The sequence below is a fragment of the Ruegeria sp. Ofav3-42 genome (assembly GCF_022347725.1).
GTDB lineage: Bacteria > Pseudomonadota > Alphaproteobacteria > Rhodobacterales > Rhodobacteraceae > Ruegeria.
Genome location: NZ_JAKRGB010000021.1, coordinates 41,490 through 64,488, shown reverse-complemented (window position 1 = coordinate 64,488; position 22,999 = coordinate 41,490). Strand labels below are relative to the sequence as shown.

At 55.1% G+C, this 22,999-nt stretch carries 18 protein-coding genes; 12 read left to right on the top strand and 6 right to left on the bottom strand.

Features of this window, described 5'->3' with window-relative positions; translation table 11 throughout:
• Nucleotides 1–36: 36 nt before the first annotated feature.
• Nucleotides 37–1,104, bottom strand: a complete 1,068-nt coding sequence (locus tag MHN28_RS22225) for an aldo/keto reductase (protein WP_239344940.1) — start codon at nucleotides 1,102–1,104, stop codon at nucleotides 37–39.
• A 3-nt stretch (nucleotides 1,105–1,107) separates the two neighbouring features.
• Here MHN28_RS22225 and MHN28_RS22220 point away from each other — a divergent pair, with 3 nt between their 5' ends.
• Both MHN28_RS22220 and MHN28_RS22215 read left to right on the top strand, forming a co-directional pair.
• Nucleotides 1,108–1,932, top strand: coding sequence for a LysR family transcriptional regulator (locus MHN28_RS22220; protein ID WP_239344938.1), 825 nt, complete (start codon nucleotides 1,108–1,110; stop codon nucleotides 1,930–1,932).
• A 267-nt stretch (nucleotides 1,933–2,199) separates the two neighbouring features.
• Nucleotides 2,200–3,348: an AAA family ATPase gene (locus MHN28_RS22215; protein WP_239344936.1), complete on the top strand. Its 1,149-nt coding sequence runs from the start codon at nucleotides 2,200–2,202 to the stop codon at nucleotides 3,346–3,348.
• Between the two features lie 290 nt (nucleotides 3,349–3,638).
• Here the strand turns inward: MHN28_RS22215 and MHN28_RS22210 are convergent, their stop codons facing one another.
• Together MHN28_RS22210 and gloB are read right to left on the bottom strand one after the other, a co-directional pair.
• Entirely contained in the window at nucleotides 3,639–4,682 is a 1,044-nt protein-coding gene (locus tag MHN28_RS22210; protein WP_239344934.1) for a PLP-dependent cysteine synthase family protein, read from the bottom strand.
• A 156-nt stretch (nucleotides 4,683–4,838) separates the two neighbouring features.
• Nucleotides 4,839–5,606 carry a hydroxyacylglutathione hydrolase gene (gene gloB, locus MHN28_RS22205; RefSeq protein WP_239344932.1) on the bottom strand — a complete coding sequence of 256 codons (768 nt, stop codon included), beginning with the start codon at nucleotides 5,604–5,606 and terminating at the stop codon, nucleotides 4,839–4,841.
• Nucleotides 5,607–5,786: 180 nt separating this feature from the next.
• On the opposite strand from gloB, the gene MHN28_RS22200 reads away from it, so the two are divergent.
• Nucleotides 5,787–7,250 carry a DASS family sodium-coupled anion symporter gene (locus MHN28_RS22200; protein ID WP_239344930.1) on the top strand — a complete coding sequence of 488 codons (1,464 nt, stop codon included), beginning with the start codon at nucleotides 5,787–5,789 and terminating at the stop codon, nucleotides 7,248–7,250.
• Between the two features lie 161 nt (nucleotides 7,251–7,411).
• On the opposite strand, the gene MHN28_RS22195 is transcribed toward MHN28_RS22200, so the two are convergent.
• The 3 genes from MHN28_RS22195 to MHN28_RS22185 form a co-directional block, all read right to left on the bottom strand.
• Nucleotides 7,412–8,047, bottom strand: a complete 636-nt coding sequence (locus MHN28_RS22195; RefSeq protein WP_239344928.1) for a glutathione S-transferase N-terminal domain-containing protein — start codon at nucleotides 8,045–8,047, stop codon at nucleotides 7,412–7,414.
• Between the two features lie 19 nt (nucleotides 8,048–8,066).
• Nucleotides 8,067–8,528 (bottom strand): cupin domain-containing protein, encoded by a 462-nt coding sequence (locus MHN28_RS22190; protein WP_239344926.1) that lies wholly within the window; start codon nucleotides 8,526–8,528, stop codon nucleotides 8,067–8,069.
• Between the two features lie 69 nt (nucleotides 8,529–8,597).
• Complete coding sequence (locus MHN28_RS22185) at nucleotides 8,598–9,455, bottom strand: MBL fold metallo-hydrolase (RefSeq protein WP_239344924.1); 858 nt, start codon at nucleotides 9,453–9,455, stop codon at nucleotides 8,598–8,600.
• A gap of 96 nt (nucleotides 9,456–9,551) precedes the next feature.
• On the opposite strand from MHN28_RS22185, the gene MHN28_RS22180 reads away from it, so the two are divergent.
• The 9 genes from MHN28_RS22180 to MHN28_RS22140 all read left to right on the top strand — a co-directional run bounded on the left by MHN28_RS22180 (nucleotide 9,552) and on the right by MHN28_RS22140 (nucleotide 22,929).
• Nucleotides 9,552–10,442, top strand: coding sequence for a LysR family transcriptional regulator (locus MHN28_RS22180; RefSeq protein WP_239344922.1), 891 nt, complete (start codon nucleotides 9,552–9,554; stop codon nucleotides 10,440–10,442).
• Between the two features lie 1,267 nt (nucleotides 10,443–11,709).
• Nucleotides 11,710–13,791 carry a hydantoinase/oxoprolinase family protein gene (locus MHN28_RS22175; RefSeq protein ID WP_239344920.1) on the top strand — a complete coding sequence of 694 codons (2,082 nt, stop codon included), beginning with the start codon at nucleotides 11,710–11,712 and terminating at the stop codon, nucleotides 13,789–13,791.
• Between the two features lie 12 nt (nucleotides 13,792–13,803).
• Complete coding sequence (locus MHN28_RS22170) at nucleotides 13,804–15,525, top strand: hydantoinase B/oxoprolinase family protein (protein WP_239344918.1); 1,722 nt, start codon at nucleotides 13,804–13,806, stop codon at nucleotides 15,523–15,525.
• 79 nt (nucleotides 15,526–15,604) lie between these two features.
• Entirely contained in the window at nucleotides 15,605–16,630 is a 1,026-nt protein-coding gene (locus MHN28_RS22165) for a GlxA family transcriptional regulator (protein ID WP_239344916.1), read from the top strand.
• Nucleotides 16,602–16,985 (top strand): RidA family protein, encoded by a 384-nt coding sequence (locus tag MHN28_RS22160; protein ID WP_239344914.1) that lies wholly within the window; start codon nucleotides 16,602–16,604, stop codon nucleotides 16,983–16,985. Before MHN28_RS22165 ends, MHN28_RS22160 begins: the two co-directional genes overlap by 29 nt.
• A 581-nt stretch (nucleotides 16,986–17,566) precedes the next feature.
• Nucleotides 17,567–18,793, top strand: coding sequence for an adenylate/guanylate cyclase domain-containing protein (locus MHN28_RS22155; RefSeq protein WP_239344912.1), 1,227 nt, complete (start codon nucleotides 17,567–17,569; stop codon nucleotides 18,791–18,793).
• Nucleotides 18,794–18,910: 117 nt separating this feature from the next.
• The gene (locus tag MHN28_RS22150) at nucleotides 18,911–19,543 is read left to right on the top strand and encodes a tyrosine-type recombinase/integrase (RefSeq protein ID WP_239344910.1); all 633 of its coding nucleotides are present in this window, start codon (nucleotides 18,911–18,913) and stop codon (nucleotides 19,541–19,543) included.
• Nucleotides 19,544–19,598: 55 nt separating this feature from the next.
• Entirely contained in the window at nucleotides 19,599–20,186 is a 588-nt protein-coding gene (locus MHN28_RS22145) for a proline racemase family protein (RefSeq protein ID WP_370645787.1), read from the top strand.
• A gap of 844 nt (nucleotides 20,187–21,030) precedes the next feature.
• Nucleotides 21,031–22,929, top strand: a complete 1,899-nt coding sequence (locus MHN28_RS22140; protein ID WP_239344906.1) for an adenylate/guanylate cyclase domain-containing protein — start codon at nucleotides 21,031–21,033, stop codon at nucleotides 22,927–22,929.
• Nucleotides 22,930–22,999: the final 70 nt, after the last annotated feature.

Genomic DNA, 22,999 nt, shown 5'->3' with positions numbered 1-22,999 from the left:
CGGAACCTCTTCATCCAAGATAGTCGGTTAGATTTTCTAGCGGGCACGGTCTATCGCTTCAGCAGGGCTGCGTTCGATCACTGTTTCGATTTCGCCCATGACAGATGCAGGCAGAGGCCCAAAGGACAACGCCTCCGCAATATCTTCGAGTTGTTCCACTGTCCGTATGCCAGGAATAGGGATATTCGTCTGACCCCTTGCCCAAAGCCAACCGACTGCGCCTTGAACCAGACTGCGGCGTCCCGTTGTCAGCAAGTCCCGTACGGCATCCAGTCTCTGCAAATATTCGGGATTTCCGGCAGCATCTTTGAAATAGTTCGTTCTGGGATTGGAGGTTGAACGTATGTCCGTGTCAGGCATTGTCGACTGGGCATTGTATTTTCCAGACAGTAGACCCATCGCAAGCGGCGACCTGATCAATGCATTGAGGTTATATTCATCGACAATGCCTTGCATCCTTGGTGCATCCAGTAAAACGTTCATTGCGTGTTCGACGGCCGCAAACCCTGGTCGCTCCGCCACGCACGAGAGATTGACGGAGAAATCAGTACTCCAACCGTAGGCACCCACATTGCCCGCTATCCGCGCCCGCTCCACCTCGTCGAAAATCGCTTCTGCCCTTGCTACCGAAAGGCTGTTGAGGTGCAACAGAAGCAGATCAATCCGGTCTCGCCCGAGCCTCGTAAGTGATGCTTCGATTGCAGTACCCACCGTGCCTGGGCCTTCTTCGTTCCCCAAAAGCTGTTTGCTTTCCTCGTCAATGGCGACACCGATCTTGGTTGCGATCAGCGCATCCGGACGACCTTTGAGAGCGCGGGCTAGCAGCCGTTCCGCACGTCCTGCGCCATAGGCAGGAGCGGTATCAAAAAGCGTGATTCCCGATGCCAGCGCCGCATGGATGGTCCGGACGGATTCCACATCGTCAGAATTTGCGTAGCCCACTGTCTCATTCCCGGCAAACATTGGGCCACCGATTGGCCAGCATCCCATGCCAATAGGCGAAATTTCCTGGTCTAGAAAGCGCATCTCATACCTCCAGATATCATCGCCGGCACTAGAACACGTCCGTTCCTTCACAAAAATGAAACATTCTGCAATGGTCATTTCATGAATGAAATGATGTTGGATTGGGACGATCTGCGTCTGTTTCTCGCAGTGGCCCGGCTTGGCGGTCTGTCTGCAGCGGCGACCGCAACGGGAAAAAGTGCGCCGACCCTTGGCCGGCGAATGTTGGCGTTGGAAAGGCGGTTGGGCCAAGAGTTGTTTGAACGAACTGCCCGTGGCTACGCGCTCACTCCCGACGGAGAGGACCTGCTGGCCAACGTCGCCGGGTTGGAGAACCGTATCCTGCCCCTGGTGAACGACAAGAACGAGTGGGCGGGACCGTTGGTGAAGGTTTCCGCGGGGAGTTGGGTGACGCATGTGCTTTGCGAAAGGGTTTCCTACATTGCAGGCAGGGAGCCTGTGAGACTTCGGTTCATTGCGGACGATGCGACATTGGAAATCGGGCATCGTGAAGCCGTTATCGGAATTCGCAATCACCGCCCTGCCGACACGCGGCTTGCTGGTCGCAGCATTGGTAAGGTTCGTTTTGCGGTCTATGCTCAAGATAAAAGCGTTACAGGCTGGGCACGTGTTCTGGGAACCACCCCCTCCGCTCAATGGGTTCAAACCAAGCCGCGAACGAAAGAGGACGTTGAGACTACACAGCCACGCAACGCACTTGACTTGGCCCTCGCCGGTTCATGCCGCGCTGTTCTCCCCACCTTCATCGGTGCAAAGTTTCCACAGCTTGAGAGGATATCATCACCAATTACCGAGCTAACGCACGATCAATGGCTTGTAACACATCATGAGGACAGATTTCTTCCTGAGGTGCGCAGCGTGATCAATAGGACGCTCAAAGTTTTGCAAGAAAACTGCATGAACTAGAAAGGCGGCGACGCGATAGCGGCCATTCGATCCACGTGCAGCATTTGGAAAATGGGCTCTCCTGGCACCCCCGCCGCGATCTGCACGAAGGGCTGGTCCGGTATGGATCGACTTTCGTTGCACGCCGTATGAACTGGCACGACGCGGATGAAGTGAGATTTCACTGCGGTTGCGCCAAAGGTTGTATCAAGGCCTATTGCGGACATCCTACATATGCTCTGATAGGTGCGTTGTTGTTGCATCGTTATTTAGGTCGGATGACTTGAAATGATCCTTACTGTTGCTGTTTCCGGCTATCGATCTCTTCGGAATCTGGTTTTGCCACTTGCTCCTTTGACAGTGATCACCGGTGGCAACGGTGTAGGAAAGTCGTCATTGTATCGCGCTCTTCGAATGCTGGGAGAGGTATCACAAGGAAGGCTCATCTCCACACTTGCGTTCGAAGGAGGATTAAGTTCCACCATGTGGGCGGGTCCCGAAGTGCTGTCACGAAGGATTAAGTCGGGTGAGGTTCCCATCACTGGAACGGTGCGAAGCAAGCCAATAGGTCTCAAGCTTGGCTTTGCGTCCGAAGATTACGGATACGCAGTCGAGCTCGGATTACCAGCGGAAGTCTCAACCTTCTCTAACGATCCTGAGATCAAGACTGAAGCAATGTGGATCGGCGAGAAGTTGAGCCGAAACAACGCAATTGCAGAGCGCCATGGACCGAGTGTCCGGGTGCGTTCAGAGGCCGGATCGTGGAGCCAAGCGGCGACTTCACTTCCACCATTTGATAGTATGATGACCCACGCGACCGACTCGAAAGACGCATTGGAGCTGCTTCACTTACGGGACCGCATGCGGAATTGGCGGTTCTACGATCAGCTTCGGACCGATCGTGACGCCCCTGCCAGAAAGCAACAGGTCGGCACGAGAACGCCAATTCTCGCCAGTGACGGTTCGGACCTAGCGGCTGCGATTGAGACAATTCGGGAAATTGGCGACCCAGTCACACTAGATGAGACGATCCTTGACGCGTTTCCGCGTAGTTCAGTCGAAGTTCATGCAAAAGATAGTGTGTTCGTTCTTAGCATGCGACAGCATGGGCTTCTGCGTCCGCTCAGCACAGCGGAGTTATCTGATGGTACCCTGCGATACCTGTTCCTAGTGGCGGCATTGTTAACGCCGCGACCTTCAAGCCTAATGGTTCTGAATGAACCCGAAACAAGCCTGCACCCTAGCCTGATGCTGCCTTTGGCGCGCCTGATTAAGGAAGCTTCCAAGCGAAGCCAGATCATCGTCATTTCTCACAGTCCGGTGTTGGCGGAAGCTTTGAGCGAGGATGATGTGCTCGCGCATCGCCTTGAAAAAGATACTGGCGAAACGGTCGCTCCAGCGGCCGAGCAGGTATCTTGGTCGTGGCCCAAGCGATAGCCTGCGACAGATTTTTCTAAGTGATCGACCAATGTCTGCTTTCAACTGGTTTGATCAGGTTGGGGCGGTCAGCAACATCGGTCACATTGGGCTCAGAGTTGCCGTTCTCTGCACTACGCATGTTTGCCTGGTCACAGCTCGAAGCGGACATGGTATTCGGACACTTTAAAGAGGAAGTGAACATTGGCTGCGCCAGACAGGAGCAGTAACTTTGCGAAGGGAATAACCGTTCCCTGTAGCCTAGGCACTCTCGTGTGCCAACTTTGTTTAGAAGCTGTCTTTGCAAAAATTCACAGCATCCATCGAGCAAAAGTATCGGAATATGGTCTCAAGTCTCCAATGTGATCTGAAATCCAGTTCGGATCATAATATGTATCAAGATAACGATCACCGCTGTCGCAAAGAAGCGTGACAATTGAGCCTGTTTGCCCGCGATTCATCATCTCTCCTGCCACTTGCAGCACGCCCCATAGGTTTGTGCCTGTCGAAGGGCCGGCCCGTCGTCCAATCAACTCTTCAAGCCAAAGCATGGTGGCGACACTTGCGGCGTCAGGAACCTTGATCATTTGGTCGATTACATCCGGTTGGAATGAGTTCTCAACTTTGGGTCGGCCGATGCCTTCGATACGGCTGGAGGTGTTGGATGTCAGGGTTCGATCTCTGGTTTGATAGCTGTCATAGAATACCGAATTTTCAGGATCGACGACGGTTAGCTCGGTCCCATATCCCTTGTAGCGGATGTACCTGCCGAGTGTTGCCGATGTCCCGCCTGTGCCCGCGCTCATCACCAGTTTTGCGGGAACAGGATGCGGCTCCCATTCCATCTGGCGATAAATGCTTTCGGCGATGTTGTTGTTGCCACGCCAGTCCGTCGCGCGTTCAGCATAGGTAAACTGATCCATAAAATAGCCGTCTATTGAACCTGCCAATTCAACCGAGGTCCCGTGCATTTCAGGTGCAGAGTCGACGAAATGGGTCTGGCCACCGTAAAACTCAATCATACGGATCTTGCTGCGCGCTGTACTTTTGGGCACGACCGCAATGAAGGGCAATCCAATCATGCGCGCAAAATAGGCTTCGGACACTGCTGTGCTGCCCGATGACGCCTCGACAATCGTTGTTCCCTCTTTGATCTTGCCATTGCAGAGGGCGTACAAAAACAGAGAGCGGGCAAGCCGGTGCTTCAAACTCCCGGTTGGATGCGTGCTTTCATCTTTGAGATACAGATCCACCCCGGTCAGCCCAGGGACAGGCAGCTTGAACAAATGCGTGTCAGCCGACCGATGTGCATCCGAATTGATCTTGGAAATAGCGTGCGCCACCCAACTATGCATAACGTTCCTTTCAACCTACTGATCGTTGCTCAAACGTGCCGTTGGCCATAAGTGAATTGAAGGTTGGTATATGCGACACGGCTTTGCACCTAACTCTCGTTAGCAAGTCTTACCTTGTTCAATTGGGAGAGATGGTCTCCCAAATTAGTCAGGGTTCTAAAATTTGTTCTTTCGCGCCCTGATCTCTGTAAAAACATCGACAAGATTTGCGCCCTCAAGACCTACAGCTCTCTGAATACTCTTGTCATCACATCTGAGAAACGGGTTTGTAACATATTCGTCCGACAGTTTGGAGGGGATCGTGGGTAAACCGCGACCGCGCAAATCACGGACAGCTTCAGCGCGACGCTTAAGCGCCTCATTTTCTGGGTCCAATGTAAGCGCAAAATTGGCATTTTTTTCAGTGAATTCATGCCCCGATAGCACCAATGTTTCAGGGGGCAATTCAGCAATCTTTTGGAGGCTTTCAAACATTTGTGCAGGCCCGTCCCCATACACCCGCCCACACCCCAGTGCCATTAGACTGTCGCCACTGGCGACGGCACCAGTATCTGGGAAATAGAAAGCAATGTGGCCCCGCGTGTGGCCAGATACATCCAACACTTGAACCTGCTCTCCGCCTATCTCAAAGGACTCGCCTTCCGAGACAGCAAGATGGAGGTCTGGCAATCGATGGGCATCCGCCGAGGCGCCGATTATCTGGGATGGATGTTCTTGGTGTAATGCCACTACACCACCTGAATGGTCCCTATGATGATGCGTAATCAGGATGTGCGACAGTGACCATCCTCGCTCTTTTAGTGCGCCGCTAACAGTTTCTGCTTCGGGCACATCGACAACGGCGGTTTCACCGCTCTGAGCGTCATGCAGCAAGAAAGCGTAGTTGTGTTCGAGGCAGGGGATTGTAGCGATTTCTAGCGGCATAACCGGTCTGTAAAACGCGGAAATTTAAGTTACTCAAACCGTTTGGCTCATCGCCCGCTACACCCGAATAAGAAACCTGCAGATGACATAAGACAGATATTTGCCCTAGTCTGACATAAGGCGCGGCCAAAAGCGCTGCGTAGGCATATCGTTGGGATTGTTACGCCGAAGGTTGGTATAATGCAGGAGCTTAAGGTCCAGTCTGTCCGTTCCCGTTGGCGCGTATTCCTGTCGTTACTGTCGGGCCCGATATTGTTTTTCCTCGTTCGTTCGCTTGATCCACCGCCCGGAATGTCCGAGGCGGGCTGGACGTTGCTGGCCTTGCTGGCGTGGATGGTTGCATGGTGGCTCAGTGAGGCAATACCACTAGCCGCCACCGCATTACTGCCGGTTATCGTCATGCCTCTTGCCGGAGTTGCCGAGATTGCTACGGTCACGCAGGCCTATGGTCATCCCCTCATATTCCTGTTTCTGGGTGGGTTCATGCTGGCCATGGCTATTGAAGCTGTCGGCCTTCATCGGCGCATCGCGCTTGCAATCGTTTCAAGGGCCGGTACGGGGCCACGCAATCTGACCCTGGGCTTCATGATTGCCACCGCATTCCTTTCGATGTGGATCACAAACACGGCGGCAACAATCATGATGTACGCCGTTGCACTGTCTGTCATCGACTTCATTAAAAGCAATGTTGCGCCCTCGGATGAGCTGCGCCGGTTTTCTGTCGGCCTTATGCTTGCCGTGGCTTACAGCGCATCGATTGGGGGAATGGCCACGCTAATCGGATCACCCGTCAATGCTTTGCTGGCGACGATCATGTCCGGCGAATACGGCATAACGGTCGAGTTCGTCGACTGGCTGATGATCGGTCTTCCGATGACAATGGTAATGTTATTCATCGCCTGGGCCTTGTTGAGCTTTGTCTTGTTTCGTTGCGAGGGCTTGGCGGAAAAGGACCTTGCCGACGCGGTTCGCATTGAACGGGAACGGCTTCCGCCAATGGGCCGCGCGGAAAAGACTGTTGCAGTGGTCTTTGTTCTTGCCGCAACCGGTTGGATTTTCGGGGACCAGATCACGCATTTCACCGGATTGCCAATCACGGACACCGGCGTAGCTTTGATTGCAGCTTTGTTGCTTTTCGCGACCCCGGTGAACGCAGATATGGCAAAATTCGCGCTGGATTGGGAAACCGCAGTGAAATTGCCATGGAACGTATTGATCCTGATCGGCGGCGGGCTGGCCGTGGCTTTGGCGTTTCAGATCACTGGGCTGGCGGATTGGATCGGAGAACAGGTGTCAGCAATTGACATCACGGTTTTGGCCATGGTGTTTCTAGTCGTTGCGATGATGGTTTTTCTGACCGAGATCATGTCAAACCCAGCCTCGGCCGCAACGATACTTCCGGTGGTTTCTGCCGTTGCTGTCGGGTTCGATTGGAGCCCGCTTTTGCTGGCAGTGCCAGCCGCGCTTGCAGCCAATATGTCATTCATGATGCCCGTCGCAACGGCCCCAAATGCGATCGTATTTTCGAATCCTGATCTTAAAATCACCGATATGGTCCGGGCCGGGCTTTGGCTCAATTTGTGCGGCATTACTCTGTGCACTCTAACGGTTCACTTCGTCTATCAACCCATTTTGGGCTGGTAGCGCTTCAGGCAAATAGCGGCCCACAGGACATTGGGAACGCCGTCGAATGCTGCGGCGCAGCTTCTCGCAAGCGGACGTTGGCCAATCTTTCGTTTCCGATGCCAGTAGATCGCCATTCCCAAATCGCAGAAGGGAGTTCAACGGTTTTTCTGTGAGCTATCTTAAGCCTTAACGGGAATGAACGGTGCGACTCCGGCTCGGGTCATTAGCGCTCTAAAAGAACCGGAAATCTGCTCAGGAAAACTCAGTTCAGCGACCATCGTTAAGCTCCGCAGATCCGCCAGTGCAGCCAGCGTGTCAAAAGTGAAGTCTTTGCCCTTCAGAAAGTGCGCGGTTACTGGCAGCGCCTCTTTGACTTCGTTTACCAGCCTTGGAGTTTGCGCAAGCGCGTCGGCAAATGTCATTCCGATCCGCTCTGGTATTGCGCATTCAAAGAAGGCCTGCGCCTCAGGAGATACCAGTTCGGGGACATTCAAGCGCGACATGCGCGGATAACAAAGAGCGTTGAGTGGCGCAGAAATCGAGCTGCGCCAGTCCTCCAGTTCCTGACTTGTGCTGTATGACGGCAATTTTGGCGCGCCAACAGTGTCGAAATGGCGAATGATCTCTGTGCTGCCTTGGATCAGCGTCTCGCCATCCAGCAAAATCGGAACGGTCAATCTGTCGATCCAGCCGTCAAGCTCAGGAGGAATCTGCCCAGGTGCAACATAGACGAGTTCGGGCGACAGATCCTTCAGGCCAGCCATGATGCGGGCACGCACACAGAAAGGGCAGGTTTCAAAGATGTAGAGTTTCATCAATGTTACTCCGACACCATTACAGGTAAACAACGCCAAAGCGTTCTTCGATCAGCTTCAGATCCCGCTGACCGGTTTCATTCTGGCGGGAGGTTTCTGCCATGAAATCTTCGGCCCAATCGCCGGGGAATATATAGCTGATGATCTTGGCCGTCGTGCCGCCCACGTTTTTCATGTAGTGGGAGACACCGCGCGGGCATTGGATGCTGGCGCCGGGCCCGGCCCTGAAAACCTCATCGCCGATTTTGACTTCAAGCTCACCTTCGATGATGTGAAAGGTCTGGTCTTCCCACTTGTGGTAGTGATCGGGGATGCAGCTGCCGGGCGCGATTTCGCCCGCGCCGAAGACATACTCGGACTGCGTGTCCTCTTTGCCAGCCGCGACCGAGGTGTATTCGTTTTCGGCCATGAAATACTTGCGGCCTTCATGCCAGCCGCTGATGACCGTCTTCTTGCCAGTAGTTTCGGTTTTCTTGGACATGTCATGCTCCGTTTTCGGGTCATTTGGGTGGGGCAGGACCGGGCAGTGAACTTGCCCGGTCTGTTCAGGTCAGTGGCCGTGCCAGATCGAATAGGCCATACGCTCCACATGGGCAGACAGGTTCTGGTCATACATGAACCAGTGGCTGAACTCGGGCAGCTTGACCGTTTCCTTCAATTCCTCGACCGTCTTGCCCGCAGCAAGACCTTCGGACACGGCTTTGAACAGCGCCTCATTGAAGGCCAAATCCTCGGCCAGGTGCTCCGGTGACGACATCGGCATGTGTCCTGATACGACCGTGTTGAAATCCAGTTCGGCCGTCACACGGCGCAGCGTGTTCAGCGAGCCTACATAGTCATGTGTGTTCAGGCGACCGGGAAGGTTCACGAAACCCTGAAGGTGCCAATCGACCGCCATGAGAACCTTGTCCTCCGGCATGTAGATGGCGCTGTTGCACTGGCCGTCATTCGAGCCGTAGTAGCGCATTTCGATGACCTTACCGCCAAGCTCGATCCGGTATTCGTCCCCTTCGTAGGTTACATCAGGCTGCACGACCCGGTTTTCCAGATCACGGCCCAACAATTCGGTGCACCCTTCATGCGTGATGAACTCGGCGCCTTCGTCCTTGAAGATTTGCCCCCCGCGGGAATGGTCGAAATGGGGATGGGAATATAGCACCTTGACCACGGGTTGATCCGTCAGCTTAGCGATCTCGGCGCGCATTGCTTCGGCGCGGAATTCCTGGTTGGGATCCACGACAACGACGCCGTCATCGGTGATCACGACCAGGCTGGAATAATGCGCCATGTGGAACTGATAAACACCGTCTTTCAGCTCGGTCATGACAGGTTTCATCTCGTCATCAGCGGCGGTCGCGGCGCTCGCAAAGGTGGTTGCGGCCGCAAGGGCTGTGAGAATGCGTTTCATGGCAGGGGCCTCCTATTGTCTGGGAGGCAATATATCCTTGACGAAAGCAGATATAATTAGAGCATTATGCAACAGAGAACTTACTGAAAGTATCGAATGAATAAGCTCAGGAAGATGGCTGTTTTCGCCCGCGTGGTTGAACTGGGCAGCTTCGCAGCCGCTGCCGCGGACCAGAACGTTACCCCTGCAATCGTAGGTCGACATGTGGCCGATCTTGAGACGATGCTGGGTCTGCGGCTTATCAACCGCACCACACGGTCGATGGAGGTGACCGACGCGGGTCAGCGTTACTATCACGGCTGCAAAGCCATGCTGGACCAGTTGGCGGAACTTGAACAGAATGTTGCGGATCGAAAAGGCGTCGGTCCTTCGGGCATTGTCCGCGTAGCGGCGCCCGAAGGCATGGGCACTCTGCTGATGGATGCCGTTGAAAGCTTCCAGAAGCTCTATCCGCAAGTGTTGTTCGATCTGGTGTTCGAGAATGATCAGACTGATTTTGTCGGTGCAAAGGTCGATCTTGCGATCCGGTTGGCGATCTCGCTTGAAGACAGCTCTCTGATTGTCACCAAATTGACTGACACCCGGCTGAGTTTGTTCGCTGCCCCATCCTATCTTGAAAGATATGGCGTGCCGACCACCGTTCAGGAGCTCGACAACCATGCCTGTCTGGCCTTCGGCGGCTCACGCTTTGGCGATAGCTGGCCGCTCTTGACACAGACCGGCCTGCACAAATTACGGCAACCCTGGCGCATGGTGATAAACCAGACCCACATCTACCGAGAGGCACTGACCCGGGGAATGGGGATCGGACTATTGCCGGAGATCATGGCTTTGGACCTGGTTGAGGCCCAACAACTCGCTCCCGTTTATCTGGATGACAGATTTCCCGAAGTCGGGGTGTTTGGCATATACCCCAACAAAGCGTTCCTACCCCACCGCGTCCGTTTGTTTATCCAGCATTTAAGAGAGCACTTCCGCAGACCTTAGGAAGACTTTTTGTTTCTTGGGCCTACTTTCATACTCTTCTGCAACAGCGCGGACGGCCCATTCCGGACCTTCGACCAACCGTCAAGATGCTGCAATCGCAACCCGCTTTCCAGTCATTCGCCGCATGCGCCAAATTTGAGAGCCTGTGAACTCACAGGTTGTGAAACGGTGCTGCCTTTTGCTAGTGCCGCTGTTGCTGATGCAGAAAGCTATCGCCCTTGCCGCACGTTTTTTGCGGCGACGAAGAGGATTTTTCCAGATTGCGGTCATTCATTCGGTGCAAATATTTGCCCAACTCGAAGCCCGTTTTCTTGATCAGCTCGTATGCTGGAATGGTGTTTCCCGCAAAGTAACCGGACGGCGCTCCGTTGAAACCATCTGAAAAACTTCAGGTTTGTTCTGACGGGGACCTCAGCGAACAGTGCTGAGAATGGGTTGTTGGCTGTCCGACGGATCGGAAGCCCTGATCGTCTTGTCCACGGCGATGTGTAGCGTTTCTCGGAAGGTCTGCATAGGCGTTTTGCCGGCATTGCCAACTGCAGATTTGATGTTCCATAAGCTTTGATGTTCCATAAGCAACGACAACCTCGTTCAGATCCGGATCGTGTGCAACGACGGCGCAGACACTGGTTTTTGCACCGCCATCCGAATATGGAAAATGAGACGCGACAAGGTCGCCAACAGTGAATGGTTCGATTGTAGACGGATTGGGCAAAGCCGCCTCCATTTTTTTGCGAATGAAGGTCAGCCAAATACAATTGCGTCATTCGGTTCATTGAAACCGAGTGCCACAGCTAAAACCCAGAGACATTGAGACCGATTAGAAATTCTCACCCTAACTGCTGGGTGATCCTTTTTAAGCTATCATTCTGACATGCCGAAGTTCATGTTTCTAACTCCCATTTGCATAGTCGCTCCATCGGTCGGGAACTACATTTACGCGGTTGGATTCACATCGAATGCCCCTTGCATCTAGGTTAGTTTGACGCTGGCTCGGGCGAAGGTGTCGCTTCACCTGCCGGGGTGAAATTGCGAATGCTTGAATCCATGGTAGAGGACGAAATGGTGCAAATTTTCATATCGGCTGGTTTCAGGCAACAGGCACACGGCTCATTGACGTCCAAGCGTGGTCGAAATGCGCCCGACGTGCGGCGAAAAGTTATCCTTCTTTTGGCGAGTTAGTACCCTCCTCCGCTCGTGAATGGCGAATAATGGGCAAGTGTCTGAAAGTCGGTTTCTGGCACCGTACTCAACAAAGGAACAACATGTGAGCGAACGCATTCTTGACCGTCTTGCGGTAGATATAGGCGGTACATTCACCGATGTAGCGCTTGACCATGGCGGTCAATTGGTCACGACCAAAACCCTCACGACACCTGCCCGTCCGATCGAAGGTGTGCTCAACGGTATTCGTGCTGTGATCGAGATGGCCGAGATCGCTCCAAATCAGATCGGCACAATTATTCACGGGACGACGTTGGCCTCGAACGCGTTGATCGAACGCAAGGGTGCTAAAACCGGGTTTATCACCACCGAAGGCTTTCGTGACATTCTCGAAATCGCCTATGAGCGGCGCTATGATCAATATGACCTGATGATCGACAAGCCCGAAATGCTGGTCCGTCGGGACCATTGCTGGACGGTGAACGAACGAATTGATGCGGACGGGAAAGTCATCACCGCGCTGGACGAAGAGAGCGTCCGCGCCGTGGCCGAACAGATTTTGGAGAATGGCATCGAAAGCATCGCGGTGTGCCTGTTGCATTCCTATCTGACCGCTTCGCACGAGCGTCGTGTACGTGAGATTCTGCAGGAGGTCTGCCCGGATATTTCGGTCACGATCTCGGCTGATGTCTGCCCTGAGATCCGCGAATATGACCGGGCCTGCACCACCATTGGCAATGCCTACATCAAGCCGCTGATGGCCTCTTATCTTGAAGATCTCTCAGGAGCGATTACGGCTGAAGGGATTGAATCTTCATTGTTCATCATGACCTCTGGCGGCGGTATGACGACGCTGGACACCGCGATCAGGGCACCGATCCGGTTGGTGGAGTCTGGCCCTTCGGGTGGTGCGATCCTGGCCTGTCAGGTGGCAGAGCAATGCGGAGCCGACAAGGTCGTCGCGTTCGATATGGGCGGCACCACTGCCAAACTGTGCCTGCTGGAAAACTACAAACCGCATCGATCCCGACAGTTCGAAATTGCGCGCGCAGCCCGCTTCATCAAGGGATCAGGCCTGCCAGTGCGTATCCCCGTCATTGAAATGATTGAAATAGGTGCGGGCGGCGGTTCCATTGCCCGAATTGACTCGCTGGGTCGTATTGCGGTCGGGCCTGACAGCGCCAGCTCGGACCCAGGCCCGGTCTGCTATGGCAAAGGGGGGGGCAAACCCACCGTGACCGACAGCGATCTGATATTGGGATATCTGGACCCAGACAATTTCGCCGAAGGCAAGTTCCGGCTTGACCGCGACAGCGCTGAGGCGGTCGTGGCCGAGCAAATTGGCGCCCCGTTGGGTTTTGACGCGACTGTCGCGGCCTATGGCATCTCACAACTGGTCGATGAAAGCATGGCCAACGCGGCACGGGTGCACGCTGCGGAATGGGGTCAGGAAGTGGCCGGAGGAACCCTGATCGCAACCGGTGGCAACGGTCCGCTGCATGCCAGCCGTATCGCCGACAAGACGGATATTGACCGTATCATCATCCCCTGTGCACCCGGCGTTGGCTCGGCCATCGGATTCCTGAGCGCTCCTGTCTCGTATGAGATCATCCGCTCACTCTATTGTCGCCTCAGCAGTTTCGACGCCAGCCTGGTCTCCAGACTGATCGCCGAGATGGAGACCGAGGCGCGCGATATTGTTCGGGCCGGGAATAACGATGACGCGTTGAATGAAAAACGCGTGGCCTTCATGCGTTACGACGGTCAGGGGCATGAGCTTGAGGTGATTGTCCCCGAGGGGCCGATCACAGCCGAGACGGGTGAAATTCTGCGCCAGAACTTCGAGGAGATGTATCTGGACATGTTTGGCCGACTGGTGCCCGGCGTGGATATCGAGATCATCAACTGGGCATTTGTGGCGGCAACCATGACGACACCGCCCGCAAAAGCTTTGATTCCGGCAAATACCAACCCGGCCAAGCCGTCAGGCAAAACGCGAATCTATTCGCGAAAGGACGAGCAGATGATCGAAGTGGAAACATTCAATCGTGCGGATCTATCTACCGGCGACCGGGTTGAAGGCCCTGCTCTGATCGCGGAATCGCAAACCACAACGCTTGTTGCTCGCAGTTTTCAGGCGGTGATCGACTCCGCAGGCAACATCGTGATGAACCGGATTGGATAAGGGGATCTGACCATGAGCAACGTACAGAACTCTGCCGCGTCGGAAATCGAACTTCAGGTGATGTGGAACCGCCTTCAATCGGTGGTGGATGAGCAGGCGCAGGCTTTGATGCACACCGCCTTTTCGCCCATCGTCCGCGAAAGCGGGGACATCTCGGCCGGCGTTTTCGATGTTGAGGGCCGCATGCTTGCGCAAGCCGTCACCGGCACGCCGGGGCACATCAACACCATGGCGGAATCTGTGAAGTACTTTACCGAGTATTTCCCGCCCGAAACCATGGCCGAAGGCGATACCTATCTGACCAATGACCCCTGGCTCGGCTCGGGACATTTGAATGATTTCGTTCTGGTCCAGCCATCGTTTCTGGATGGCAAATTGGTGGGCATGGTGTCCTGCACCTCGCATCTGGTCGATCTGGGTGGCCTGGGCATGGGGCCGGACGGGTCCGATGTCTATGACGAGGGGCTGATGATCCCGCCGATCAAGCTGGTGGATGCCGGGAAGATGAATGATATGCTGATGCAGCTGATCAAATACAACTCACGTGCACCCTTCCAGAACGAAGGCGATGTTTACGCCCTGATCGCGTGCTGCGATGTGGCCTCGGACCGGCTGGCATCCATGATGCGAGAACTGAACATCACCTCGCTTGACCGGGTTGGCACGTATATCTTCGACACGTCGCGGCGCATCACCGAGGCGGCCATCGCCGAAGTGCCCGATGGCACCTACACCCATTCGATGCGTGTGGACGGCTACGAATTCGAGATCGATATGGTCGCCACGATGACCATACAGGGCAGTACGCTGAAGGTCGATTTCGCCGGTTCTTCCCCCTGTTCGCGCTATGGCATCAACGTCCCGCTGAACTATGCGACGGCCTATTCGGTGTTTGGCTTGCGCTGCCTCTTCGCCCCTGAGGTGCCGAACAACGCGGGCTCGCTCGGCTGTTTCGAGGTCACAGGGCCCGAAGAAGGCTGCATCCTGAACGCCCCTCGCCCCGCCCCGGTAGCGCAACGGCACATCCTTGGCCAGATCATGCCTGACCTTATGTATGGCTGCCTGCATCAGGCGATACCCGATCGGGTTCCGGCCGAAGGGTCGTCCTGCATGTATGATCTGCCCCTGCGCGGCGGCTTCGAGATGAACAAGGGTCAGGATGCGACCCAATATGCTGTGGAGGTTACGCACAACGGTGGCACGGGCGCGCGACCGGGCAAGGATGGTCTGTCGGTCGCGGCTTTCCCCAGTGGCGTTTATGGTGCACAGGTGGAAATCACCGAGAGCGTCGCTCCGCTGCTGTTCCGTCGTCGAGAGCTGCGGACCGATTCCGGTGGCGCAGGGCTCTATCGTGGTGGTCTGGGTCAGAATATCGAATTGGAAAGCCGTGAGAATCAACCAATCACATGGTTTGCCACCGTTGATCGGGTGAAATACCCCGCCTTAGGCCGAGATGGCGGGCTGAATGGTGCCCCCGGAGTACTGCGGTTGATGCACTCCGAGATCGAGTTGAACGGTAAAGGCAAGCAGGAAATCCCGGCGGGCGAGGTCTTTGATTTCCGCACCCCCGGCGGTGGCGGGCTGGGCAACCCCAAAGAGCGTCCGGCAGCGCTGGTGGCCGAGGATGTTCGTCTCGGCCTTGTCAGCCGCGAAGCGGCCGAGCGGGACTATGGCGTTGTGCTGACCCCCGATAGCGAGGTCGATGCCGAAGCGACCCGCAACTTGCGGGGCTAATCGCTTCGATCCTAAGATGCGGGGATGGGGCCGAGTAACCGGCCCTGACCCAATTGGGGCATGGCAGGAAAGGTTGTAAATGAATCCTGGCGACAGCAGAAAACCAGAGATGTACGGGTTTCTGCTCTGCCCCGGACACCCGATGCTGTCGGTTTCCGCCGCGATTGATGCGTTGGCCCTTGCCAATTACGTGGGGCAAAAACCGCTCTATTCCTGGTGCACGATCAGCGCGCACCCCGGTCCGGTCAAATCCATGAACAGCTTGAGCGTGCAAGCCGACTATAGCTTACAGGATGCGCCACCGCTCAGCACCATCGTGGTGTGCTGCGGCGTTGATGGGCACCAGCAGGCGACGCCGCAGGTGATGGCCCAGCTGCGCCGCCTGAGGGCATCGGGCATAAGTATAGGGGCGGTCTCGACCGGCACGTGGGTTCTGGCGCACGCCGGGCTGCTCAAAGGACGTCGCTGCACCATCCATTGGGAGGATCGCGCTTCATTCCGCGAAACCTTCCCCGATCTCAACCTGACGGATGCGCTGTTTGAAACGGATGGACCGATCTTTACCTGTTCGGGTGGAACAACTGTGGTGGACCTGACCCTGACATTTGTCGCCGCAACACACGGGATCGATCTGGCCAACAAGGTCGCTGAACAATTGTTGCACGACACGATCCGACAGCCATCAGCAAACCATTGGCCGGTCCACAATCTGCATCCGGGCATCGCAGATCCATATGTGCGCCAAGCCGTCGAGTTGATGGAGGGCAATCTGGAACTTCCGCTTCCGCTGGAGACACTTGCGGCACGGATTGGCATATCGCTCAGGCAGCTTGAAAGACTGTTCCAGATGAATTTGGGGCGCGGACCCAAACAATTCTATCTGGAATGCCGGTTGCAACTTGCCAGATCGCTCTTGCGTCAGACAGCGCTGCCGGTGATCGAGGTTGCATTGGCATGTGGTTTTTCAACCTCATCCTATCTTGCCAAACGTTACTCCAGGCAATTCGGCCGGACACCCCTGCAGGAACGACGCGCATTTTCTGTTTCCGCACCATCAAGTGCAAAGGAGCTGACCCATGACCCTCATCGTGAACACCACAGCTGATGCACCTTCCGGGGCTGGCCCTTATTCACAGGCGGTGCGTGCGGGAGATTTTCTTTTCCTCTCTGGAATTGGATCTCTGGATGTTGATACCCATGAAATTCTGGGCACAACGGCCGCCGAACAGCTGCGCATCACCATGGAACATATCAAGGCCATTCTTGCCGCACATGACGCCACGCTGGCGAACGTGGTCAAGATGGGTCTCTATCTGCAGGATCCCGACGACTACGAAGAGGCAAACGCCGCCTATGCCGAGTATTTTACGCCCCCTTTTCCCGCACGACTGTCGATCGGCGCGGGGCAGGTTTGGGAGATGAAGGTCAAGCTGGACTGTATCGCCTATCTGGGCACGTGATCCTGACACGTTGTGGCGCTCTCAAGCAAGTTGGCAACGCCCGAATTGGTGCTTTGTCCGCAACTCAGTCATCCTTGTCTAAAAACTCGCTGCGCCGGGAACCAAGGTCCGCTTTTCTTTCACAGAGCAGCAGACGGCGCAGTCGATCGCATCACTGCAACTGCGGGCGCCTGAGTTTGATCACTTCCGGTCGGGGCTTTTGCTGCAATTGGAGCAAGCGTAACATCTCGTCTCAAAACGTTTCTGCCTCAGGACAGGAGCGGCCCATTGCCGACATCCAGCAGCAGGTCGCGATGCTGCGGTCGCAGCCCGCATTGCCGCCATTCGCTGCAGGAGCAAAGCCGAAGGCAACTCGAACTAACGGTCTGCGCAACAAAGGCACCGTTCGTCGCTAAACGCAATGGATTCTAACGTCGGTGCTTAGGCAAAGACGGCCTAACAAATTAGCGTCAAGTTGCACAGACTGGAAAGCAACCGGCTGCATGACTACGATTGAATCAGTTCAATCGTCATCAAAGGCGCAATAGTGGATTGGAAGTCAGAGGAAACAGATCACCAAGAACTGAATGAAGAGCTTACGAATGCGCGCGAGCGCGTTGCGAGCAATTCTACAGGTCATTTCCCGCTCCCGCGACGACGAAAAGCCTGTTTTTGATGTGATCCTCGAAAGCGCAGCGCGTTTGTGCAATGCGCCGTTTGCATGTCTGTTCTTGGCTAACGAAGAGCGAACCCACCTGACAATCCCAGCCTATCATGGCGCACGGTCAGAGTTCGTAGAGCTGATAAACGCGAACCCTCTTCCGATGGACCCGGAACAGTCGCTGACAGTTCAGGCTATGATAGCTCGTGAACCATTGCAGATCGCCGATGCACGCGATCAAATTTACGATGCCGGGCAGCCGCACCGGGTTCACGCGGTCGAAGTGGAGGGCATACGCACACTTCTTACGGTTCCATTGTTGACGGCGGACTCCTCACTCGGAGTGTTGTTTCTCTACCGGAGGGAAGTGGCGCCTTTCACCAAAGACGAGATAGCATTGGTGCAGACATTTGCTGATCAGGCCGAAATCGCCATTGAAAACGTTCGGCAATTTAGGGCTCTCGAAGCACTCAATGCCGAGCTCGGCGACCGAGTGAAAGAACAGGTCGGCGAGATCGAGCGGATGGGCAAACTCAAGCGTTTTCTCCCGGCGGCCGTAGCTGACACTGTAGTTTCCAAAGGCTCCGAAAAGATGCTTTCGAGCCACCGGGCCCTTCTCGGCGTTCTCGTCTGCGACATCCGATGTTTCACAGCATTCTGCGAAACCGCCGAACCGGAGGAAACCATCGAAATTCTTCAAACTTATCACCGGGAAATGGGACGCCTTATCAGCGAGCATGGTGCAGGTGTCGATCACCGGTCGGGTGACGGAATCATGGTGCTATTCAACGACCCCATTCCTTGCGATGATCCGGCGGGTGATGCGGTGCGGCTCGCGCTCTCGATGCGTGCCCGGATGACCAAGCTTTGCAAGAGCTGGAAGCGACTTGGGCACCGGTTGGGGTTCGGCGTCGGAGTTTCGCTCGGTTACGCGACGGTGGGGATGGTTGGCTACGAAGGTCGCTACGACTACACCGCGTCTGGCACATCGGTAAACCTTGCTGCGAGGCTTTGTGATCAAGCCGAAGACGGGGAAATTTTGTTGTCACCGCGGGCTGCAATTGCAGTGGAAAACGACTTCATTACCGATTCCGCGGGTGAACTGACACTTAAGGGAATGCGGGAGCCGATTGAGGTTTTCAAACTTTCTGGAAAGGTCGAAAACTGAATTGTCTGCTGTGGGCTCTTCGCAGCCATTCTCCGCGTACGCACATCCAGTTAGTATGATCTTTCGTCAACGTCGGGTTGGCGTTGAGGCGGGGTGTGGCGGATTGGAGGAATTACCATGCACATCCCAAACTTACCCGCCATTCGCGCATGCCGTCCGGCCTGGAACAAAGGACGTATCGTTGGCCAGAAAAGGCCCTTGCTGCCAAAACATGTATGGGCCATTCGCGTTCGATTAGAGATTGCGGACAATTTTCGCGATCTTGCTCTCTTCAATCTGGCAATCGACAGTAAACTGCGCGGGTGTGATCTGGTCAAATTGATGGTCGCCGATATCTATGCAGCCGGTCAGATCAAAGAGCGCACATCGATCATCCAGAGCAAAACTCAAAAACCGGTCCGGTTCGAGATCACAGAAGGAACACAAAAATCGCTCTTGAGGTGGATGGAGGAACCATTGATGGTCGGCTCCGAGTATCTCTGGCCAGGGCGTTTCCACGAACGCCTTCATATCTCAACTCGACAATATGCGCGGCTGGTTCGCGAATGGGTCAAGTCGATTGGATTGGAGCCAAGTGCGTACGGCACGCATTCGATGCGTCGAACCAAGGTGTCCCAGATTTACAAGAAAACCGGCAATCTGCGGGCAGTTCAACTCTTGCTCGGACATACCAAGATGGACAGCACCGTCCGGTATCTGGGCGTTGAGCTTGAAGATGCACTGGCGATCTCTGAAGCTGTTGAAATCTGAGAGAGCGGGCCGTCTTCGCGGGCGGCCCTAATCGGACATTGGCCATGGCATCTCAATGCTGCGGACGCAGTCCGCATTACTGCCATTCGCTGCAGACGCAAACGTTCGACATCTGCGAACTTATGGCGGTATGATTTACTGCATTGTGGATGCGGCAGATGCAGGCGTCGAACTCAGGCGAGAAGACGCACGACATTTGGTTGAGGTCGGCGAGGCGATCAAGAGTGCGGCAGCGGTTCAACTGCCTTCGGTTCATCCTACGAACCCGGGCATCCACACCATCAATCAGATCGAATTTACCAGTCCATTGGAGATCATCGATGGTGTAAAATCTTCAAAAAATGCGGTGGTTGTTTCACCGGGTCGTCTGGACCGTTGTCCCTGCGGCACCGGAACATCGGCCCGCATGGCCTTGCTGCATGCCCGAGGCGATCTGGAAGTCGGAGAACTGTTTCGCCACATATCCATTTTAGACACCAAGTTTGACTGCAAAATCCTGCAGCAGATAAAAGTGGGATCCGTACCCGCTATTCTGCCGCAGATTTCAGGCCGAGCCTGGCTGACAGGAGTCAGTTACTATGGAGTCGATCCTGAAGACCCCTTTCCAAGAGGCTATTGCCTCGGCGACACATGGTTCTCATAGCAGGTCTTCGGGAGCCTGATTGAGCATACTTTGGGTTCAAAATGTCCCAAACCAGACACGCGGGCGCTTTGCAGCATCGGTCAGATTGGGCTCCGAACCGACCTCAGGTGGATTATTTAAGCCCGCGCTAATAGCGGACATTTGACTACTATCAGGCGAGCGACCAAAGCTACATATTGGCTGGAGCGCGCGCCGACTGTCGGGCAGATACTTCAATTAGTATAGCTCGACAGTGGAAGCCCTGCCGAGGTCGAGCCTCCCCCTCACTCACGGATGCCTCGGCGGGGCCCATTATCAAACACGAAAGAGTACGTAGGCGTGAGTTTGTCAGTGGCCGCGCCTTAGCAGGAAGGAACTACCCGAAACTGCTATTCCCAAACAGACGCTTTTTTGTTGATGCGATTTTGATCTGCTCTGCGCAAAGCCGACCTTTATGCGGAACCCGGTATCCGGCAATGGGGGTTCGTTGCGGTCATCGGAGGCGATGTGGAGTTTCGCCAATCCGACTTCTACTGACCGTTGAGGGGCGGCCCATTGCCGACATCCATCTACCAACCGAAATGCTGCGGTCGCAGCCCGCTTTCCGGGCATTCGCCGCGTGCGCGAAATAGAGGGCTGGCTGAACTAGCAGAGCGGACAAAGCCGACTTTGTAAATCGAGAAGCCAGATGGAGCTTCCTCGCCACGACTTCTATTGAGGCTAAAAACGATTGCTATGGGAATTTCGGAGACTAGAAGTTGGTCATGTGGCTACAATATATCACCGAACGATAACTGCATTTTCTCACCGGCAATGGATTCTTCGAGGCTGATACGCTAGAATTTGTAGCTAGGGAGGGTGGTCAATGGAGCGCCGCCTAGCCGCCATACTCGCAGCCGACGTTGTTGGCTTCAGCCGCCTGACTGAGGCCAACGAGGAAGAAACTGTCACCCGCCTCAAAGAATTGCGCAGCGAAATCATCCATCCGGAGATCGCCGAACATCGCGGTCGCGTTGTTAAGCTCATGGGCGACGGCGCACTCGTCGAATTTGCAAGCGTCGTCGAGGCCATAAGTTGCGCCGTGACTGTCCAGCGCAATGTAGCCGCCTACAATGCCGAACTCTTCGAGGACGACCGTATCGAATTTCGAATGGGAATCAATCTTTGCGACGTAGTCGTCGAAGACGACGACATCTACGGCGACGGCGTCAATATTGCCGCGCGGCTCGAGGCCATGGCTGATCCAGGCGGCATCTGCATATCGGGAACGGCGTTCGACCAAGTCAAAACTAAGTTTGGGGCCGGTTTCGAGTCGCTCGGCGCGCTAAAAGTCAAGAACATTGCAGAGCCGGTTCGCGCATACAGGGTGCTCTTGGGGCCGGAGGATGCAGGAAAGGTTATCGGCGTGGCAAGGCCGACGCTCGCGCGCTGGCTCCCGGCGGCAATTGCTGTCGCCATTCTGGCACTTTTTGGAGGGGTGTTCGGTGTTGAGTGGCAAAAACCGTGGGCGTCCAATCAAGAACAGGTGCCAGTTGCGAGTTCAGCGCTGCCCCTGCCTGATAAACCCTCAATTGCGGTGCTACCCTTCGCAAATATGAGTGGCGACATGGAGCAGGAGTACTTTGCGGACGGGATGACCGAGGACATCATCTCGGATCTTTCTGATTTCGGGTATTTTTTCGTCATCAGCCGAAACTCGAGCTTTGCGTACAAAGACGTGTCTGTGGACATTGAGGATGTCGCACACGAACTTGGGGTTCAGTACATTCTGGAGGGCAGCGTCCGAAAATCCGATGAAAGCCTCCGGATCACGGCTCGGCTTGTCGATGCGCTCGAAGACAAACATATTTGGGCGGAGCGATATAACCGGGAGCTAAAGGACATCTTTCAAGTTCAGGACGAGATCACCCAGCGTATCGTCACATCGGTTGCCCCCGAGTTTCTTTCCGCAGAACTTAAGCGCGCTCAACGAATGGAAACACGCAATCTCGATGCCTGGGACGCCTTCATGCGCGGCTACTGGCACTTACTGCGCTTTACCAAAGACGACAATGCGAAAGCCCAGCGTTTTCTGCGTCAAGCCATCGACTTAGAACCGAACCAGGCGAACTCCCATAGTACCCTGGCTGTGGCGTATCTTATGGACGGCTTTTTTGGCTGGAGCGAGTCGCGGGAAGACTCATTTCAGGAGGCCCTGCTGAGCGCCGAACGTGGCCTCGCGTTGGATAGCCAGGATTCCCAAGCGCTCAGGTCGATTGGGCTCGTCCACTTCTTTTCAAACAACCACGATACCGCGCTCCGCTACTACGAGCGAGCCGTCGCCGCCAACCCGAAAGAAGCTGAAAACCTTGCACTATTGGGGGCAGCGCTCGGGGTTGCGGGCAAATACGATGCGGCGCTCGAGCAGTATGAAGCCGCATTTCGTCTAAGCCCACGCGACGTTCATATCGCGACTTGGTATGGCTACTTGTCAATTGCCGCTTTTGTGGCCGGCTTGGACGGGGAGGCGGTCGGGTGGGCGAGGAAAGCCGTAGAGGCAAACCCTCAGTTTCCAGGCGGGCATCGAACGCTCGCCGCAAGTGCCGGAAATTTGGGGCAGTTTGCAGAGGCAGCGGCCGCGCGTGGAAAGCTTCTGGAATTGTTGCCTCATTTAACAATCGCCCAACTTCGAGAGAACCTGCCCTATTTTAAGGACACAGGCGATTTGGAACGCTATCTCGACGGTTTGCGGAAAGCCGGGTTGCCTGAAGGAACAACTGAATAGTTGCGGGCAGTACAGCGGCTGCAAAAGTCTGTTCCGGGTACGTGCAGAATATATTTCTAAGGAACGTCCG